Consider the following 18,332-nt stretch of genomic DNA (forward strand, 5'->3'; position numbering starts at 1 on the left):
GGGGGGGGGGAGAAGATCCCGCTGGCACCGCATTTGTTGTTCCCGCAGTTCATGGATGACGCCGACGTGGATGAGCGGGAGTTGGCGATGTTCTTCAACAGGATCCTGCTCTCGCACTGTGAAGCGATGTGGGTCTACACGCCGCGCGTCTCTGCCGGGATGCGTATCGAGATCGAGTGGGCACACATCAATGACCTACCGATCCGCTACCTCGACGAGCATTTCGGGCAGGTGGCGCTATGACACCCAGGACGTTGTACTTTCTCATCACCACTGCAAGCACGGACACGCATAGCATTTGTTATGAGCAGCATGAGAAACCCGAGGACATCCTCGCAGACAAAAAGTATGATCCGATGTTGTACCCGGTGATTTACGGGGCTGACCGTGAGGATGACTGGACGGACGAGAAAGTCTGGCATAAGGCTAACCTTTCTCTTGGCGCCACTGTCCCGATCGAGAAAGTCCGCCAAGCCTGCACGAGCGCGAAGCAAAACCCGGCCGAAGAGAACACCTTCCGCCAGCTACGGCTCAACCAGTGGTCAAGCAGTCGGTGCGGTGGATGCCAACGTGCATCTGGAACCTAAAGTCAGCACCCGTTGATCTGAGCGACTCGGAAGGACGTGTCTGTTACGGCGGGCTTGATCTTGCCTCGACGACAGATATCACGTCGTTCGTGCTCGTCTTCTCACCAGAAACCGGTGACGAGCGGTATGTGATTGCGCCATGGTTCTGGATCCCCGAAGACAACCTGACACTCCGCGTTAACCGTGACCGCGTGCCCTACGACCTGTGGCAGCAGCAAGGCTTCCTGCAAACCACGGAAGGCAACGTCGTTCATTACGGAGTGATCGAAGCCTTCATTGAACAGCTAGGCGAACGCTTCGATATCAGGGAGATTGCGTTCGACCGGTGGGGAGCTGTCCAAATGAGCCAAAACCTCGAAGCACTCGGTTTCACCGTCGTTCCCTTCGGGCAAGGGTTCAAGGGCATGAGCCCACCTTCCAAAGAACTCATGAGGCTCGCACTCGAGGGCAAGCTGGCACATGGCGGGCGTCCAGTGCTTTTGTGGATGGTGGACAACATTCACGTTCACACCGACCCAGTGGGAAACATCAGGCCCGACAAGCAAAAGAGCATCGAGAAGATCAATGGCGTCGTCGCCACCATCATGGCCCTCGATCGGGAGATCCGCTACGGCAGCACCAGCACGAGTGGCTCGGTGTATGACGAGCGTGGACTGCTGGTGTTCTGAGATGAATGGCGGGTTTCGGTAGTTGAACTAGCCACCAAAACCCGCCATTTCAAAAGGAACTGTTTAGGCTATGGCGCGAGCCTCGTCGTCAAGTGCCCCTGAAGTCCAGACTTTATTCATTGGGCCTTGACGCGATAGTAGGAAATTGTGGGCGTATTGATACCGCTCGCGCTTGTTAAAGGGGCGCACAATGAAGCATCGGCCGCCTGAGCTGTTGAAAGCATTCGGCACCCAATCCACAATGCGCCCACCGTCCAGAATGAAGCCTGCATAGGAAGCCACAACTATTGAGTTGTTCGCGACCAAGAAATCAGTGTCTTCTTGAGTCACGCGCCAATGTCCAGTGACTCGAAGCGTTCCTTCGACAATCTGTGCCCACGTGTTAGTAGAAACGTTCTGGCGAACTTCATCGAGAACATCTTTACACCGTTCCCATGTAGCATCGAAATACATAGAAGGGCGAGCCTCCTGTTCTTCAATCCCCATTGAGCAGACTAGCGCTTTTTGTCCAGCCTCTACTGTTAATGGGCGATTTCGAGCAGAGGACAAGTATCCGATATCCCATCCTGAATATCGTTGATTTCGCTGATTCGCACCATCTGGAAATACCGAGATGAGATTGAGATCAATGAGTTTACTCATTGTATTAGAACCAACGCCAAGGATTTTCTTGGCTGTTTCAAAGCCGTAAACGGCATTATTGAAGCTGTACATGACAGCCTCCTTTCTTAATTCAGGTAGCAGTTAATACCCGCTACGTGATTTGAATTCTTACTTTGGATTCGGCGAGCTACCTATGTAGTGAACCGCTCCGATAGCAATTAGAGCACAGTGCTTTCAGCATGTCAATCATGACTAGATGAATTCGCATAGTCTAGTTTTTTAGGGGGGTGAATATGTGTTTTCTTGGATGGTTACGCGGCGATACTTTGCGCTCAGCTGACGATCACGCGATCAGCTCTGGATATAGCTTTTTCTTCGGGGCCACGATCTCTGGTCGTCCGGTAACGGAACGCAGCGCGATGCAGATGACCGCTGTCTACAGTTGCGTGCGGATTCTGGCTGAGGTGCCGTTCCGACTTGGCGTTGCATACTCAACTATTTAGCAAAAGCCTACCTGCGTGACGGTGGTAGGGGATCTGCGGTGAACTGGTCCGTATCAGCAGAAAGTTTCAGGAGTGCTGACGCGAGCGTACTCGAGAAGGACGCTGTAGGCAAGAAGATCATCGCAGCCTTGAATCGCTATATTGATAACACGTGGCGGCAACAACACTTGGATACACCAACTGGAATGTTATCCCTGATGCGTGGACTGGCTGGGCTGGAGACCTAGCTACTGCCATGGAGAATATTCAGAAAACACTTGAGTGGAATCCCAGCGCGAACCTGGATCAGGTGACCACAGCTCTAGTCGGTCAAGGTAACGATTACCGTCAGCATCCTGGCTTGCAGGGGCTGGTACTTGACAAGAAAAACGACAAAGGAAAATGGAAATCGGTAGGAAACAACTGTAACCGCGACGATCTCTGCTGTGATGGAGACGCCATTATCATCGCCAACACGCTAGAAAACGGCAATGATTCCAACAGCCATCTTCTGTCGGCAACACTGCGTGAGTACTACAACAACTCCAGCAAACTAGCCAACAGATTCAAGCGGATCGCCAGCAGTGTTAATGCCTCAAATGCTTCAGGCGCGTTGACAGCATTCGTTTCAGTCATGTCAGGAGTTCCAGGTGGGGTTCTAAGGCGAAAGCTAGCTGGCTCAATATTCCTCAGAGGTGATTAATAAAGCCTGTGAAAAACTAGCGAACTTCATTTTCTGATGGATCATTAGGGTCAGAAACATGGCAGGCTACCCTTTTTCGCATCGCTAAACGAATCAGGTATCCTGCCATGAAAATGACAGCTGGGATTCCGTAAAGTCCGCACCATTTAACATCCGAAGGAGAATCTGGAGCTACTTGATACCAAATGTGATTTCCGGTTGCAAACACGCTTCCTCCAGTTGAAATCCAAAATGCCATACTGTCAGCAACCAAGCCAAAGCAGTAAAGCAAGAGTGGCAAAACAAAAAAGTTTAGCTGCCAGTCTGCTACCTGGATTTTCCGGGTGATTAGTAATGCGACTACAGGTATGAGAACTGGTTCAATGACTGCCGCAGGGAACAGCACCCACACCAGGTCGCTAAGAAAAACTATCTGGAATACCAGCACACATACGGCATAGACCAGAGCGATTTTGACGATATCACGCATCAGTGCTCCTTCCCTCGCCATACCTAGTCAGAGATAAGCCAACTTTTCTATTGACTGAAATCTCATCGATGTTAGAACTGTCTCCATGCCTGTCGAAACTACCACGTAATAGGAAACCGCTGGGCGCTATCCTGAGGCAGGAATTTGTTTTATTGGCTTTATTGTGGACGCGGAGCTTCTTAATCGCCCAGTCGTAGTGGCTAGGCGCCGCCGACACAACAATTCCAGCAAACTTGCCAACAGATTCAAGCAGATTGGCTGGAGCTTGGGGGCGAATAATTCCACTGAGGCATATCAGAAAATAAGTGAATATGCCGACTTGGATAGCGCCGTTTTAGGATGGTTCCTGGCTGGATACGTCAAGGAAGAGATTCGTTTGACAGCTTGCCGAAAGCTAGCTGAATTCATCTACCGATAATTGATTTGGTCTTTTCCTTGGTGTGGCGCTTGGGTAAAAACGCTAAACCCAAGCGCTACACCACCAGCAACAAGAGCGCCGATGGCGGGAACGGAAAACTGGCTCAGCAGTTGAGAAAAAGAATCACTATGAACTAACGAGCCGACACCATCGAGTGAAAAGAGAAAAGCTGAGAGTCCGATAAAGGCTCCTGCTGAAAGTTGCAACGCGCGGGCAGATTGAATACCGATGAAATGCTTATTAAAAAGCAGAAGAAGAATCGTGAAACACACATACATGAGTGGCATCAATAAGAAGACCACAAAAAATCTCTGATCCTGATCCTTGCACCGTAGAAAGATGGCGGCGAAAAGCCACGCGCCGACAAAATATGCCAGAGCGGATACAAGAAACACAGATATTTTTTTGATGACCAGTCCCTTCAACTTTTCGCTACACATTTTGATACGGCAACGGCATCAGGAGTTGTATGCCCCAATAGGTTTTCTTTAATGGGTTTTCATTCTACAAGAAGGGTTTCCCTGCATTGCTAAGGATAGCGCTGATCGGGCGGATGTCGCGTGAATACAGGCACGAGGCCTGGTGCGTTGAACCCGACAGTCACGAAAAGGCGCACGGGAGCGCCTATACCTGAAGCGCCCTGGGTTTTGTTCCGCTTGTTATACGGGGCTTAGGGCTTGAGCCCGGGTCATATGATAGCTGGCTTCGATCTGTGTCGGGGTCTGGTAGTCCAGCGCTTCATGCACGCGAGTGGTATTCCACTAATGGACCTAGTTCAGAGTTTCGAATTCCACCTCGGTAGCTGAGGGCCATGCAGGGCGGGCGTAGATTAGTTCAGTCTTATACAGTCCATTGACGGTCTCAGCCAACGCATTATCGTGGGCGTGTCCGGCAGTCCCAACGGATGCTGCCAGACCAGCCTTGGCCAGCTGCTCGGTATAGCAAATGCTGACGTGTTGCGATCCGTGGTCGCTGTGATGGATTAGCCCATCCAGTGCTTGGTCTTTAGCACTGAGCAGCGCGTGCTCTAACTTTCTTGGCTACCCCAAGAATGCTGACGGGCAGATCGCCATCGTGAAAGATGAAGCTAAGATCGTGCGGCGTATCTACGGTGACTTCCTTGCCGGTAAGGCACCTGCCCTGATCGCTAAGGAACTTACCGATGAAGGCGTGCCCACCTCGAAAGGCAAACGAAACTGGGCAGTACCCACCGTCAAGTCAATGCTTACCAACGAGAAATACAAGGGTGATGCGTTGATTCAGAAAAGCTTCACCGTCGACTTCTTGACGAAGAAAACGAAAAAGAACGAGGGAGACAATCTCAGTATTACGTGACAAACCATCACCAGGGCATTATTCACCCCGATGTGTGGGAGCGCGTGTAAGCAGAAATCGCCCACAGAAAAGGCCGCTACATTTTCCGCACGCACCCGTTTACCAAAATGATCATCTGCTCCCAATGCGGCGGCCACTACGGATGCAAAACCTGGCATGCAGGCGCACACAACGATAAAAAGATCTGGCGGTGCGCCAACAAATACGAAGGAAAGAAAACCGGCTGTAAGACCCCGCACGTGGTCGATGCGGACATCGAGCACGCATTCGTCGACGCCTTGGCCAGGCGAATCACCGGAAATGCTGGTGCACGCCGTGCACTACGCATACTCGAAGAAACCGTGTTCGATACAAGGCCGCTAGAAGCCGAACGAGACAAAGTCACCCAAGAGAGTGGCGAGATCACGGACAAGCAGACCCGCCTTGCCCAAGTCCGCGCAACCGCTGACTACCTCGACGCGAGACCGCCACTGGAATACAGCGACGATGCATGGGCACTCCTTGTTGGCCACGTAACGATCGAAACCTACGGGCAGATCAACGTTGTGTTCAAAGGCCTGCCAGTCGAGTGAACATTGAGATCCTCTTATCAGCACACCCATTAATTGGGATAACGGGGGCTAATGCGATGTCGTTCTTTGCAATTCCAGAGCAAGAGATGAGCGGAGGATTTTCTTGCCAGTGATGGGCAAGAGTTGAATATTGCCGATGAATTTTTGCATCTTTCCCACTCATTGGGTATTGAACGAGGGCTCCCGTTCACCTACGCGTTTCCATCCGGATGCTAATCGACTAACAAAAGTACCGATCCCAACGAGACCGCGGCGATTAGGACAGTCAAGATTATTCCGAGGACGAGGGCGCGCCCTCCGGACTTAATTACGTTGCGCAAGTTTACCCCGGCTCCCATTGCGCCCATCGCTACGGTGAGCAGCATTGTAGCTACTGTGCCGCCTAAAATGCTGAAAGCGCTGTTCACGGTAGAAATACTGGCAAACACTGAAGCTGATGCTACCGCAATTAGGAATCCCACCACGAATCCGGGAATCAGGGGCGGGCGCTTGCCAGAGCTGGCTTTCTCTGCCTGTTCGTGGCGTACTTCTACTACTCGCCGTTCAATGATTCCTACGATTGCCACTACGATAGCTAGGCAGGCCACGCGTCCCAGCTTGGTGGCGGTAGCCAAATCAGAGATTGCCGGATCATAAATATTAGCCGCCGCTACTACCTGGCCGACCTCGTGAATAGAAGCCCCCAGCCAGACAGCTGCTTGAGTGGGAGACAAGTGCAATGCGTGGGCGGCAGCGGGCAAAGCGACAAGGCAGATAGTCCCGAATAAGGTAACGCAAGCGATAGCGGTAGCAACCGCGTCATCGGCGTCCTCGTGACTGCGGGCAGAAACCACTGGAGAAATCCCGGCAACGGCCGAGGCTCCGCAAATGGCGGTGCCGGAAGTGGTGAGGATCCCGGTGGCGTGACTGACCCGCATAAAGTAAGTAAGCAGGTAACCCGCCACCATAGTGACCGCCACCGCGCAGATGATAGTTACAATCGTGCCGGCACCTAGCGCGGCAATAGCCGGTAGCGACAGACGAAAACCAAGCAGCACCACCCCGAAGCGCAAAATAGTCTTCGCTGAAAAAGCGATTCCGGGTTCGCAGACAGCCGGAATTAGCTTCGTGTTGCGAACTGCTACCCCCAGTAGGATCGCCACCAGCATTGATGACAGTAGGGGAACAAATAGATTAATCAGCCAGGCGATACCGGCGACTACGCACGCGTATACTATTCCGGGCAACAAGCGTTTGAAACTACTCAAAAAATCCACTTGCCATATGTATCACAAGGTTAAGGCGATTCCGTAGCAAGAATGCGGGATAGGTTTGTCTCGTTCCCCACAGGTTGACCGGAACTGCAACTTTAGTCGGGTATTACTGCAATTTTTACGCCGACCCGATCATGTACTGCCTGATAAGCTTCATGCACTTTTGAAAGCGGGAAGGTGTGGGCGACAATCTCTTCCACATTTATCGCTCCCGATTCGAGGACGCGGATGGCTCCTTTTACGTCCCGGCGCCGCGCATTAGATCCCCTGGCAACCTGCAAATCTTTCCAGTGAATCAGGTTAGGCTCCATTTGGGTCATCGAGCCTTTCGGGAATCCAGCAAAGTAGTTGACTCGCCCTCCGTCCCGGGCAAGTACTAAGGCATCTTGGGCTAATTCCGAGGCGCCGATACACACGATAACCACGTCGGCTTTCAAATAACGGTCTATCGTTGCCGCGCTCATAGATAACACTTCAGCACGGGTGTCCTTGTTGTAGTAGTGCTCGCCATCGATACGCACCATTTTCGGAGCCACTTCCTCATTCATACGAAAACTATTTCGCGCTCAAAACACGTGAGGCACCACTAACGCTTCGCGCTCATTTTCCATAAGGTACGTCGGATTATTGATTAAAAGCCACTCTGCGCGTATTGCCGCGGGCGGTACGCCAGGTACATTTTGAAGTCTGCGAGAAAAAGACTCGCATGGTTCACTCGGGCACGATCTGGCGGAGCTTCCTTAGCGCCGCGGTTAGTTTTTCCCGACTTCCTGCGCCTAGTCCAACAACTATTCCCGGTGTTCCGGCTCGCCCCGACCAGTATTTGCCCAGTGATTCTACAGCTAGTCCGGCTCCGTGAGCGCCCGCCAAAACTTGCTCTTCGATACTGGCGGAAACCTCGATGATGGCTCCCAGACTTCCATCCATGGTGCGGCCCTCAGGGAAAATCCGCTCAAAAACGCCTCGGCGAAATTTGTATTCGCGACGCATGCGAGCAGTGTGCAGGCGCAGACCGTCAGCGGCGAGGAAGTTGGCAAGCGCATCTTGTGCGATTCCACAAACGGGGGTGAGGCGGGCCGCGATGCCCTCTCGCAGCGCTTCAGGCACGATGGTGTATCCCAGCCCCAAGGCAGGAGTGAGCGTTTTCGCAAATGAGCCAAGCAACACCGTTCCAGCAGGATCTAGCGCCACGAGGGCGGGGTGAGTGGCGCGTAGCTCAGAGTCGTAGTCGTCCTCAATGAGAAACGCCCCCGGGGTGGCGCGGCGCCACTCCACTAGCTCGCGCCGCCTCTTGGCTGGCATTTGTAAACCGTATGGAAATTGGTGATTAGGGGTAGTGAGAACAGCATCGGGGGACAGGTTGCGCAACCCTGCGGTTAAGTTGTTTTCGCCACTGGCTGGTAGAAACGTGGTTTCCCAGCCGATCGAAGCTGGCACTGCGCGAAGAGAACCGAACCCTGGATTTTCTACAGCGAGGCGGCTGCCTTGAAGCGGTGTATTCAAAGTGGCCGCGCACATCTCTAACGGGAAAGCGTGGTTGGAATGACGCATGGCTGCGAGCGCGGCAAGGGTGGCGCGCAGCCCATCACGGGCACCGGCGGTGATGAGTATGGATTGTGGGTCGATGGACACGGCCCGCGTGAGCCGGAAATGCTCGGCAAGTAGGTAACGCAGGCGGTCCGAACCCGGGCTTGGGTACGCATGCGGCTCAGCAACAGCCATGCGCCAGGCTCCGCGCCAAGCGGAAGTAGTGAGAGCTTCCAAAGGAGCGCCGGGCCGAAGCAAACTCGGGGCCGGCACAACCGGCGTAGCACCGTCCTCAGATAGTCGCAAATGCCTCGTAGGCAAAGTGACTACAAGGTCCGGGTGAATGCGACTGCCCGAACGCGTGGATAGCAAGATGCCCTCGCCAGAAAGTTGCTCGTACGCACTAACAACCGAGCCCCGCGACACCCCGAGTTCGTCAGCTAACGCGCGCGTTGAGGGAAGCCGATCACCGGGTGCAAGCGAGCCGTCCTCCAAGCGTTTGCGAATATCTGCAACGATGGAAGCAGGGATTGAGGGCACGGAATCCTCCTACATATTCGCAGGTGGTCTAAAAAAGTATTTCAAAACTGGTATTAATATTAGTCCACAGGTGGGCGAGAATAGGAATCATGAGTTACATGATTGAACCAGAAAAGCTCGTGCTCGCTGACGGTCTGAAGGGCGGCGTCATTATGGACGTCGTAACCGCCGAACAGGCCAAGATTGCTGAAGATGCTGGCGCTGTAGCTGTGATGGCACTTGAACGCGTTCCCGCAGATATTCGCGCCGAAGGCGGTGTTGCGCGTATGTCAGACCCTGATCTTATCGAGGGGATTATGAATGCCGTGTCGATTCCCGTCATGGCTAAAGCGCGCATCGGCCATTTCGTGGAAGCGCAAGTGCTTCAAGCACTCGGCATTGATTGGGTGGATGAGTCCGAGGTGCTTTCGCCAGCCGACTACGTGAACCACATCAGCAAGCGAGAATACTCCGTTCCTTTCGTGTGCGGCGCAACGAACCTTGGTGAAGCCTTGCGTCGTATCAATGAGGGCGCTGCGATGATTCGTTCAAAGGGTGAGGCCGGCACCGGTGATGTTTCGGAGGCCACCAAGCACATTCGGAAGATCAAGCAGGAGATTGCAGCGCTGGTGAACCTCACCGAGGATGAGCTGTACGTGGCGGCCAAGGAACTTGCTGCTCCATATGACCTAGTGGCTCAGGTGGCTCGCGAGGGTAAGCTTCCCGTTCCACTTTTCGTGGCAGGTGGCGTGGCTACTCCGGCAGATGCTGCGATGATGATGCAGCTGGGCGCTGATGGTGTGTTTGTGGGCTCGGGCATTTTTAAGTCTGGTGATCCGAAGGCGCGGGCCGCAGCTATTGTCAAGGCCACCGCCTCCTACGATGACCCGAAGGTTATTGCCGATGTTTCGCGCGGTTTGGGTGAGGCCATGGTTGGGATCAATGTGGCTGACTTGCCGGCGCCGCACCGTCTTGCCGAGCGCGGCTGGTAACGCGGTAGGCCTGATAGCCAAAACTTGATTGCCCATTGTTGAGGGTTGAGTAGCGTGGGGACTGGTTCGTAATCGAACTGGTCCCCACGCTTTTGCTCTGACTGTTTAATGGGTGTGGGGCCGCGCCCTCCAAGGGTGTGTGAGTAGTTTCATGGCAGCGTTGCCCACGTGCTGGACTGATTTTGTCTGGCTGCTGGAGCCGCCATAGGTTTTTTATATGTCCACAACCGTACACTCTCCACTGTCTTTAGGAGCCCGAGACGTCCTTCCCGTGGCCCTGGGCTATGTTCCTCTGGGTATGGGAATGGGGATGACGCTTACGGGTGCGGGCTTGGACTGGTGGTGGGCGCCCATCTTCTCGTTGTTCATGTATGCCGGTTCGATGCAATACCTCATCGTGCCCATGATCGTGGCACGCGAGCCGCTCGCAGCGATCGCGCTTGCTACCCTTCTCATTCAATTTCGGCACGTCTTTTACGGGATTAGCTTCCCGCTTGATCTCGTGAAGAACAAGGTGGCGAAAGTCTACTCGATCCACGCGCTCACCGATGAGGTCTATGCGGTCATCGCTTCGAAACCAAAGTCTGAGCTAACGGGGGAGAGGGTGCTGTGGACGCAGGTTTTCGCGCACGCCACCTGGACTTTAGGGTGTACGCTCGGCGCGCTAATTGGGCTTGCTGTTCCGATTGACGGGCGCATTCTTAACTTCGTGCTGACGTCGCTTTTCATCGTGCTGATGTTGGAGGCATACCTCGCGAACCGGGCGCGCTTTGATCTTGCGCTTGCCGCAGCGATCGGTGTGGGCATGCTAGTGCTACCAGACTCGATTTATCTGCCCTTTTCTTTGGCCGCGCTTACAGCTGCTTTGCTCATCGCCTCACGTTTACATCCGGTTATCCCCGCGTTAGACAGAGCCAGAAGGGATGGTATGCCATGACCGGATACATCGTCGGCGTTATCGCCACAGTCTTTGTCATAACGTTTTCGCTACGCGCGGCGCCATTCGTGTTCTTATCTCGCGTGCGTGATTCCGAAACACTTGCGTACCTTGGTGCAGCCATGCCGGCAGGGGTCATGCTTGTCCTGGTGATTTTCACTCTTCAAGGAACCTCGTTTTCCAGTGCGGAATCCTGGATGCCACCAGCCGCAGGGGTAATCGCCACGCTTGCTGTGCACCTGGCTTTCCGCAAGGTGCTGTGGTCTCTGCTGGCAGGCACGGGAGCCTTCGCATTTGTTCTTGCACTGGTTGGTTAAACTCTGATTCTTGCGTACTCGCCGCTTTTAAAGTAGCCAAAATACGCGTAATCTAGGACCTAATTCCCGCGCATTTGAATTTGGAGAGGTCTCGTGAGACGACACATTAAGAGCGTAAGGCTGACTTTGCTCAGCTCAATATTGGTTATAGTGGCGCTGCTGTTTGCATACGCGATGCCAGCTGCAATGGCAGAACCCTCGCCGGAAGAGCTTTCTTCTTCATCACCTGATACCAATGCGGAACCACAGGATGCGACGCCAAATGACGAAGCAGATAGCCAGACAGCCGTATACCTGGACGGTAGTGGAGGAAACGACGACAACGACGGCAAGACCCCTGGTAGTGCAGTCAAGACATTTTCTAAAGCTAAGGCTTTAGTGCAAAGCAATCCGGATCTCGACAAGATCGTAGTGGTTGGAACAACTCCAGTTTCTGGTGATATTGACCTCGTTGGCAGCCCGGTGAAGGTAGTGCGCGCCGACGGATTCAATGGTTATCTTTTCACAATCTCGCGAGGCGACACCGCGTCGCTCACGGACATAGTTATTGACGGTAATTCTGACGTCAATTCTGCTATTGAAAAATCGCTTATCAATGTCGAGTCAGGAGCCACCCTCCAAATTGGAGATGGTGCTGTCCTGAGAAATAACAAGCTTAACGTCAGTTCAAGCAACGATAGAGGCGGCGCCATCTTCTCTTACGGAGGCGCTATCAAGATGACGGGCGGCGTCATTGAAGACAACCTAGCCGTAAATGGTGGTGGTATTTACCTGTTGAATGCGACTATGGAGCTCTCGGGCGGTGTAATACAACGCAATACGGCCCGTAGGGTTACAGATGAAGCTGGAGTTCATTCCGCGGGTGGTGGAATCTGCGCTGATAAAGGTTCGACCGTAAGAATGTCGGGATCTGCTCTCATTCAGAGTAACCATTCGGACGAGGTCGGCGGCGGCATTAGTGCAGGCTCAAGACAATGGGGACCTAGCAACATTTTCCAGATGGATGGCGGTGAGATCAAAGATAACACCTCGGAAGCAACCGGCGGGGGCCTGTTTATTCAAGCGAAGTACTTTAGCGGCGGTGCCTCGAAGGGATACTTGAACGCTGGACGTATAACTGGAAACCGCATGCTTGGAAAGGGAAAAACCAATTTTCTTTTTGGTGGCGGCGGAATTTACGTTAATGGAGCAAACGATCTATACGGCGCCAATGGCGCGAACGGCGAGCTGTACATCAAGAATGTCTTGATAAGTGATAACCAGTCGGTTCAGGAAGGTGCCGGTTACGCTGCCTGTCCGATTTCGAAGACGACTATCAACGTAACCGATGGCGTTGGTATGAAAGGAAACGCTCGAACTGACCAAAGTGAAAAAGGTCGAGAGCTTTACCTGTTGGCGAGCCAGAAATACGGATTGCATTCGGGACGCCCAGATTACGACTTAGCTGAACGCATGCTTGGGGGTGTCCCGTACGATTGGAAACTTGCCGATGGAACTTTGTTGCCAAAGGAGAGCTACAAGGGAACGCTAGAAGACAACCAGGAACTTCCCTTGCACACGGATTCAGCCGCGAATGATCTGACAGGCAAGCTTGCCAAGGTAATCATTGCCGATAACTATTCCGCAACGCGTGGCGGCGGTATCGGGTCCAACGGAAGCGTGATCTTTGGTACCTCCGAAGAGCTCGTTGAAGTTAGCGTAGAGAAGCAGTGGGTAGATCAAGACAATGCTGAGAAGCTACGTCCAGAGACAGTCACGGTCCGCTTGACTGCGACAGTGGGCGATATCAGTGGCGTTGTCGAAACCAGGAGAATTGGTGCCGACACAGACTGGAAAACCACTTTCTCGAACCTGCCAAAAACGCACGACGGGCAAGAAATCGTTTACAGCATCGAAGAGTATCCAGCTGGTGTCTACTCCTCACAGGTGAAGAAAAATTCTGAGTATAGCTTCACATTGGTAAATACTCTGACCTTTACTGACATTGCGGTTTCGAAGAAGTGGGAGGATAACGAGAATACGGCGGGAGTTCGTCCCGATTCTGTTACCGTTAAACTTTTGGCTGATGGAGCCGAAACTGGGAAGCAAATAGTGCTGGATGAAAGCACTGGTTGGACGGGCTTGTTCACGAATCTTCCGGAATATAGAGACGATAAGAAGATCAACTATTCAGTCGCTGAAATTGGCGTTGCTAACGGTTATGTTTCGTTGATCTCGGGCAGTGCAGAAAAAGGCTACGTTGTAACAAATACATATGAGCCTCCAACCGAGCCGACCACCACGGAACCGACCACTGTACCGGCTACTACCGAGCCCTCAACTGGGCCCACGAGCGGCACAACAACCGAACCCACAACTGCACCAAGACTACCGAAGACGGGTGTTAGTGTCTCGACTTGGAGTGGTTGGGCAGGAGGCTTCGCTTTGGCAGGCGCGTTCTTGCTGATTGTTGCTGTACAAAATAGGAAGCGAAACTAATCTTTAGAATCTGTGCTCTCGTGCCACATGTGCCGAGGAAATAGTTCGAGTGTTGTATCTTGGTTGCAACAGAATCTACGAGGGGGCTTACTATGAGCTATCCAGAAAACAACAATCAGGGTCAGGTTCCCGGCTCTGGCGATAACTCCTACGCTAACCAGTACCAGGCGCCGCCTGCTTCATATTCGCAGCAACCCGGGGGCCAGTATTCGGGCCAGCAAAACTATGGATCATATTCGGGCATGTAAGCCGATCCATACGAGGCTGCTGGGTACAAGCGCGTGAACAAGCATCTCTTCGTTTGGCTTGGAGCATTCCTCCTGGGCGGGTTTGGTGTTGATCGCTTTATGCGTGGACAGGTGGGGCTCGGCCTAGCCAAGTTCTTCTGCAACTGGTTGACGCTTGGCATCTGGGGCCTGGTGGATTGGATTATTGCCGCAGTCAAGGCCTACGGGGAGGCATTCGGCACCTCCGAAGAGATCGTTTTTGATCCCACGGGGGCGTACATCCGCTAACAGAAACCTCAAAAGACGGGGGCGTGCAGCTGGCGCGCCCCCGTCTTTTACGCGTTATATTGGCTGTATGAACACATCTTTGCCTTCAATGCCGTACAACCGTTTAGGATCCTCGGGATTACAGGTTTCCCAGTTCAGCTTCGGCTCCTGGGTTACGTTTGGAAGTCAAGTAGACACGGGTATTGCCAAAGAGCAGCTTCAGATCGCCGCAGAAGCTGGCGTAAACTTCTTTGACAACGCGGAATCCTATGCGTTTGGTAAATCTGAAGAAATCATGGGCCAGGCTATCCGCGAGCTCGGTTGGAAGCGCCACGAGTACATCATCTCCACAAAGCTGTTCTGGGGAATTCACGACATGGTGAACATGAAGAACACGCTTAACCGTAAGTACTTGATGCAGGCTATCGATGGTTCCTTAGAGCGTCTTGGTTTGGACTATGTGGACCTCGTTTACGCACACAGGCCCGATCCGAACACGCCCATTGAAGAAACTGTGTACGCATTTTCAGACATGATCAGCCAGGGCAAGGCCCTCTACTGGGGCACTTCTGAATGGTCTGCCGATGAGATTCGCGCGGCCTACGAAATTGCTGACCGCAGGAACTTGCGTAAACCCGTCATGGAGCAGCCGCAATACAACCTGGTCCATAGGCACAAGGTGGAAAGCGAGTTTGCCCGCCTATATGAGGATATCGGCCTGGGCCTAACTACCTGGAGCCCGCTCGCCTCAGGAATTTTGACCGGTAAGTACCTTGACGGTGTTCCCGAAGGGTCACGAGCCACGTTGAAGGGGCGCGAATCGATCGCAGAGGAGGCCCGCAAGCATGAAAAGGGTGTTCGCGCTCTGGTAGCTATGGCGAAGGAACTTGAGGTTTCTCCAGCGCAACTTGCACTGGCCTGGGTTGCCGCTAACCCGCATGTTTCGACGGTTATCCTTGGAGCCTCGTCCGCGAAACAGCTTGCGGAAAACCTTGGTGCACTAACGGCTCTGGAGCGTCTCACCCCAGAGCTCAAGAGCAAACTAGACCATCTTTTCGCATAAACGCAGTGGCAACTGTAGCGGCCGTGATCCACATAGTTCACGGCCGCTACTAATTGGTGCGATCACCTACCCGCTAAAGTTAGGCGGTTTAGGCGGCAATGGCCTATTTGGCTTGCCTCCTAGCGATGAGAATCCCGCCACCAGCTATTAGGAGGGCAATAGCAATCGGGGTCAGAATAAGTAGGTCCGTGCCAGTCTTCGGTAATTGCGGGCGGCCTGGAAGTGAAGGTTCCGTGCTTGTGGGTGGCACGGGGCTCATTACTGTTGTGCTCGGCTCGGTACCACCAGGTTCGGTAGTTGGCTGGGTAGTTGGCTGAGTGGTCGGCTCCGTCGGGATGAACCTGTTGGTTATTTTGAAACCATCGGTTTGGTTCCCGGAGATAGAAGACTCGAAAGAGCCGGTATTGTCTTCGATAACGCTGTAGACGTTCGCTTCAAACTGCCCTGTTTCACCATCCCATTTTTTGTAGGGTTGCAGATTAGTGAATTGCCCCTTCCAGCGGTTGGCTTCATTGAGCGTGATCGTTTGATCAGTTCGTTCTCCATTTTGAAGCAGCCGAATTGTCACTGATTTAGGACGATCGGTGACCTCTCCGCCTTCCCAAAACTTCTCCACTGGAACAGAAATATAATCCAACTCATTCTTTACGATGAAGGTCTTTTCCTTATCCGGATCAACAGCAACCGATGAACTGAAACCATTCTTCAGTATGTCGGAGTCCAATTCTTTCACCGAGTAGATTATGCTACGTCCCTTATTTACAGTAGGGAGATCTCGGAAGGTATAACTCCAGTTATTATCGCCATCCAAAACGACTGGTTTTGCGACGGGGAACGTCTCGGCCTCGTCAGCGAAGTTAGCTTCGAGTTGCACGGTCACTGGAACCTTTAGGTCTTCGGAGAGTTCCTGGCCCGTGGTGTAAGTCCATTCCTTTCGCACACTAATCTCAGTGGACTCGGGAGTACCGAACGTAACATTCCCATTGGAACCAATGCCGCTGCCACGAGGCGCCTTATTTCCGGTGATGATCAAGCTGGCCCAAGCCCTCGCGCGTAGCTTCGCTTCATCCGAAGCTACATTCTTGAGCCCTGCGTTGGACAGAGTGCTTTGATACTCGGCGTTTTCGCCAGCCTCCGCATTTGGGGAATCATCTGCAAGGTTCTGGAAAATCTGCTCTTTTTCGCGATTCTCGTCATCGAAGCGGGTCTTATTTACACCGCCATCCTTGTAATACGCCGAGTCGCCGCCGCCAAGCATATTCTTATCCAGAATGAGTTTTGCCGGGTTGGATTGGCCGTAATTATCGTGCGCGATATCGTCGCCGTAATAGTTGCTAATCTCGTCTGAGTTTCGCGGAGCCGTATTGTCAAAAATTGCGCCACCATCGGTCACATGCATAGTCAGTGAACCGGTAGGGCACAGCCAAATTCCTCCGCCCTTGCCTCTGTCGTACTTGGTTGCATCTGAAAATCCGTTTTGAGTTACTAACGCGTTTTGAAGATGGGCGGAATATGACTCGGTTGCAACGTACAGACCGCCGCCTTGACTATCTGCTGTATTGTTCGAAATCTCGCCGCCAAGTAGCCACACTCCATTGGACACGGTGTTCACGCCGCCACCGGTATTTGCTGCCCAGTTGTTGCTAATAGTTCCACCCCGCATGGTGAAACTAGCCGGGGAGATCTCGGTCCACTCTTCGGTGGTGAAACCGTTCCCCTTACCTTCAGCTGGGACCTCCTCGAAGGGATTGTCTCCAGCTTTAACGTAGAGGTCCATAGCATTGACGCCGCCTCCGTAGGCAGCTTTGTTATAGCTTATCTGGCCGGCGTTCATGGTTACGGCCCCGTTGCCGAAAACATTTATGCCACCGCCGCCAAACTGGGCGTAACCTTTGGAAATCTCGCCGCCATTAATCTCAACGATGGAACGTTTAGTTTCATAACCTTCTGTGTTTGCACCGGAGAGCCAGCTGTAAATCCCGATGTTGCCTGCCCAACCGTGGTTGCCAGTAATAGTTCCGCCATTGATAGTCAGATGGGAGCCTCCGAATAGGCCAATGCCGCCAGTTTCTCCGTAGGCGCCTTCATCCGTCATTGCGCGGCCCTTCGAGATTTCGCCGCCGTTCATGACCATGGTTGCGCCGTCGCTCAGCGCCACGTTTGCGGCACCTTCTTGAGTAGTACTAGGGGAACCTAACAGACGCTGGTTATCGGTAACTTTACCTTCATTGAGAACGAACTTCGCATTCGGCCCCGTGACGGTAATAGCAGCTTCTTTTTTCTTAGAGAGGCCCCTAGCTCCCTCGACGCGGCCGTGGTTCATAATGAGCTCGCCCTTGACTTCAATCGCGGGAGAATTTGCTTTTACCCATTCTCCGCGAGCCCCAACAGATAGAGTACCGATCCCAGACTCGTTCTTATCTAGAGTTAGCTTTGCCCCCTCTTCGACTTCAATCAGGGTGCCAGCAAAACCGTTTTCGCGCAGGAGGCGAGTGTCATTCACGTAATTGGGGTCTGTAGTAGGGGCATTCACAATCGTTATGTCTGCACCGGCCGGAATGACTAACGTTTCGTCAATATCCGTGTCGAGAAGACCCAGCACTATCTTGGTCGGGTCGCTACCGGCGTTGGTAATGAACTCTTGGAGTTCTTCACGTGAACACTGGAACACGCATTCAACGGTTTCTGGTTCGCCACTACCCTGAGCGGACTCGTCTTCAGCAAGGGCGGTAGTCGCTGGAATGCCTAGCATCACCGCGAACACCGTTGAAAGAGCAATGAATACAGATCGGACTCGTGGGAGACGCATTTTGAAAACACCCGCTAAAACAGATCGTGCTAAGAGAAACTTTGACTATGATCCACGATCACGATGCTATCAGGCTGAAACAGCCGTTTGGGTGGGGTCGAAGAAC

General features: G+C 53.0%; 17 protein-coding genes and 3 pseudogenes. 13 read left to right on the plus strand and 7 right to left on the minus strand.

What is annotated here, in order from left to right; translation table 11 throughout:
- Both HMPREF2854_RS05035 and HMPREF2854_RS05040 read left to right on the plus strand, forming a co-directional pair.
- Positions 1-243, plus strand: a pseudogene (locus HMPREF2854_RS05035) (DUF4406 domain-containing protein); the annotation flags it as partial.
- A gap of 8 nt (positions 244-251) precedes the next feature.
- Positions 252-1,255 (plus strand): annotated as a pseudogene (locus HMPREF2854_RS05040) (terminase TerL endonuclease subunit); the annotation flags it as partial.
- Positions 1,256-1,318: 63 nt separating this feature from the next.
- Here the strand turns inward: HMPREF2854_RS05040 and HMPREF2854_RS05045 are convergent.
- On the minus strand, positions 1,319-1,969 hold the full coding sequence (locus tag HMPREF2854_RS05045) for a hypothetical protein (RefSeq protein WP_070619934.1): 651 nt from the start codon (positions 1,967-1,969) through the stop codon (positions 1,319-1,321).
- A 182-nt stretch (positions 1,970-2,151) separates the two neighbouring features.
- On the opposite strand from HMPREF2854_RS05045, the pseudogene HMPREF2854_RS08555 reads away from it, so the two are divergent.
- Both HMPREF2854_RS08555 and HMPREF2854_RS08740 read left to right on the plus strand, forming a co-directional pair.
- Positions 2,152-2,322, plus strand: a pseudogene (locus HMPREF2854_RS08555) (phage portal protein); the annotation flags it as partial.
- A gap of 190 nt (positions 2,323-2,512) precedes the next feature.
- Positions 2,513-3,043: a hypothetical protein gene (locus tag HMPREF2854_RS08740; protein ID WP_261666666.1), complete on the plus strand. Its 531-nt coding sequence runs from the start codon at positions 2,513-2,515 to the stop codon at positions 3,041-3,043.
- A gap of 16 nt (positions 3,044-3,059) precedes the next feature.
- Here the strand turns inward: HMPREF2854_RS08740 and HMPREF2854_RS05055 are convergent, their stop codons facing one another.
- On the minus strand, positions 3,060-3,512 hold the full coding sequence (locus HMPREF2854_RS05055) for a hypothetical protein (protein ID WP_070619939.1): 453 nt from the start codon (positions 3,510-3,512) through the stop codon (positions 3,060-3,062).
- Between the two features lie 408 nt (positions 3,513-3,920).
- A complete protein-coding gene (locus HMPREF2854_RS05065; protein WP_227469326.1) occupies positions 3,921-4,355 on the minus strand; it encodes a hypothetical protein in 435 nt (144 codons plus the stop codon).
- A 649-nt stretch (positions 4,356-5,004) separates the two neighbouring features.
- On the opposite strand from HMPREF2854_RS05065, the gene HMPREF2854_RS05070 reads away from it, so the two are divergent.
- Both HMPREF2854_RS05070 and HMPREF2854_RS05075 read left to right on the plus strand, forming a co-directional pair.
- On the plus strand, positions 5,005-5,265 hold the full coding sequence (locus HMPREF2854_RS05070; protein WP_070619944.1) for a recombinase family protein: 261 nt from the start codon (positions 5,005-5,007) through the stop codon (positions 5,263-5,265).
- Positions 5,266-5,372: 107 nt separating this feature from the next.
- Positions 5,373-5,837, plus strand: coding sequence for a recombinase zinc ribbon domain-containing protein (locus tag HMPREF2854_RS05075; RefSeq protein ID WP_083309402.1), 465 nt, complete (start codon positions 5,373-5,375; stop codon positions 5,835-5,837).
- 212 nt (positions 5,838-6,049) lie between these two features.
- On the opposite strand, the gene HMPREF2854_RS05080 is transcribed toward HMPREF2854_RS05075, so the two are convergent.
- The 3 genes from HMPREF2854_RS05080 to HMPREF2854_RS05090 all read right to left on the minus strand — a co-directional run bounded on the left by HMPREF2854_RS05080 (position 6,050) and on the right by HMPREF2854_RS05090 (position 9,157).
- The gene (locus HMPREF2854_RS05080; RefSeq protein ID WP_070620360.1) at positions 6,050-7,084 is read right to left on the minus strand and encodes a YeiH family protein; all 1,035 of its coding nucleotides are present in this window, start codon (positions 7,082-7,084) and stop codon (positions 6,050-6,052) included.
- Between the two features lie 101 nt (positions 7,085-7,185).
- Entirely contained in the window at positions 7,186-7,638 is a 453-nt protein-coding gene (locus HMPREF2854_RS05085; protein ID WP_070619950.1) for an MDR/zinc-dependent alcohol dehydrogenase-like family protein, read from the minus strand.
- Positions 7,639-7,801: 163 nt separating this feature from the next.
- Positions 7,802-9,157: an aminotransferase-like domain-containing protein gene (locus HMPREF2854_RS05090; RefSeq protein ID WP_070619953.1), complete on the minus strand. Its 1,356-nt coding sequence runs from the start codon at positions 9,155-9,157 to the stop codon at positions 7,802-7,804.
- Between the two features lie 89 nt (positions 9,158-9,246).
- Here HMPREF2854_RS05090 and pdxS point away from each other — a divergent pair, with 89 nt between their 5' ends.
- From pdxS to HMPREF2854_RS05120, 7 genes are all read left to right on the plus strand, one after another.
- The gene (gene pdxS / locus HMPREF2854_RS05095; protein ID WP_070619955.1) at positions 9,247-10,128 is read left to right on the plus strand and encodes a pyridoxal 5'-phosphate synthase lyase subunit PdxS; all 882 of its coding nucleotides are present in this window, start codon (positions 9,247-9,249) and stop codon (positions 10,126-10,128) included.
- A 217-nt stretch (positions 10,129-10,345) separates the two neighbouring features.
- A complete protein-coding gene (locus tag HMPREF2854_RS05100; protein WP_083309403.1) occupies positions 10,346-11,065 on the plus strand; it encodes an AzlC family ABC transporter permease in 720 nt (239 codons plus the stop codon).
- Positions 11,062-11,382 carry a branched-chain amino acid transporter permease gene (locus HMPREF2854_RS05105; protein ID WP_070619961.1) on the plus strand — a complete coding sequence of 107 codons (321 nt, stop codon included), beginning with the start codon at positions 11,062-11,064 and terminating at the stop codon, positions 11,380-11,382. The genes HMPREF2854_RS05100 and HMPREF2854_RS05105 overlap by 4 nt, the downstream gene beginning before the upstream one ends.
- Before the next feature lie 93 nt (positions 11,383-11,475).
- Positions 11,476-13,860: a Cna B-type domain-containing protein gene (locus HMPREF2854_RS05110; protein ID WP_148130902.1), complete on the plus strand. Its 2,385-nt coding sequence runs from the start codon at positions 11,476-11,478 to the stop codon at positions 13,858-13,860.
- Between the two features lie 92 nt (positions 13,861-13,952).
- Positions 13,953-14,108, plus strand: coding sequence for a hypothetical protein (locus HMPREF2854_RS08745; protein ID WP_186822489.1), 156 nt, complete (start codon positions 13,953-13,955; stop codon positions 14,106-14,108).
- Positions 14,109-14,141: 33 nt separating this feature from the next.
- Complete coding sequence (locus HMPREF2854_RS05115) at positions 14,142-14,375, plus strand: TM2 domain-containing protein (RefSeq protein WP_070619968.1); 234 nt, start codon at positions 14,142-14,144, stop codon at positions 14,373-14,375.
- A gap of 67 nt (positions 14,376-14,442) precedes the next feature.
- Positions 14,443-15,417: an aldo/keto reductase gene (locus tag HMPREF2854_RS05120; protein ID WP_222563168.1), complete on the plus strand. Its 975-nt coding sequence runs from the start codon at positions 14,443-14,445 to the stop codon at positions 15,415-15,417.
- A 103-nt stretch (positions 15,418-15,520) separates the two neighbouring features.
- Here HMPREF2854_RS05120 and HMPREF2854_RS05125 read toward each other — a convergent pair whose 3' ends face one another.
- Positions 15,521-18,226 (minus strand): Cna B-type domain-containing protein, encoded by a 2,706-nt coding sequence (locus HMPREF2854_RS05125; protein ID WP_222563169.1) that lies wholly within the window; start codon positions 18,224-18,226, stop codon positions 15,521-15,523.
- Positions 18,227-18,332: the final 106 nt, after the last annotated feature.

The organism is Actinomyces sp. HMSC075B09, assembly GCF_001812395.1.
Lineage (GTDB): Bacteria > Actinomycetota > Actinomycetes > Actinomycetales > Actinomycetaceae > Gleimia > Gleimia europaea.

Coding starts and splice junctions, on each gene's coding strand:
- HMPREF2854_RS05055 (WP_070619939.1), bottom strand. CDS start 3,512: ATGCGTGATATCGTCAAAATCGCTCTGGTCTATGCCGTATGTGTGCTG.
- HMPREF2854_RS05120 (WP_222563168.1), top strand. CDS start 14,443: ATGAACACATCTTTGCCTTCAATGCCGTACAACCGTTTAGGATCCTCG.
- HMPREF2854_RS05105 (WP_070619961.1), top strand. CDS start 11,062: ATGACCGGATACATCGTCGGCGTTATCGCCACAGTCTTTGTCATAACG.
- pdxS (WP_070619955.1), top strand. CDS start 9,247: ATGAGTTACATGATTGAACCAGAAAAGCTCGTGCTCGCTGACGGTCTG.
- HMPREF2854_RS05100 (WP_083309403.1), top strand. CDS start 10,346: ATGTCCACAACCGTACACTCTCCACTGTCTTTAGGAGCCCGAGACGTC.
- HMPREF2854_RS05085 (WP_070619950.1), bottom strand. CDS start 7,638: ATGAATGAGGAAGTGGCTCCGAAAATGGTGCGTATCGATGGCGAGCAC.
- HMPREF2854_RS05075 (WP_083309402.1), top strand. CDS start 5,373: ATGATCATCTGCTCCCAATGCGGCGGCCACTACGGATGCAAAACCTGG.
- HMPREF2854_RS05125 (WP_222563169.1), bottom strand. CDS start 18,226: ATGCGTCTCCCACGAGTCCGATCTGTATTCATTGCTCTTTCAACGGTG.
- HMPREF2854_RS08745 (WP_186822489.1), top strand. CDS start 13,953: ATGAGCTATCCAGAAAACAACAATCAGGGTCAGGTTCCCGGCTCTGGC.
- HMPREF2854_RS05045 (WP_070619934.1), bottom strand. CDS start 1,969: ATGTACAGCTTCAATAATGCCGTTTACGGCTTTGAAACAGCCAAGAAA.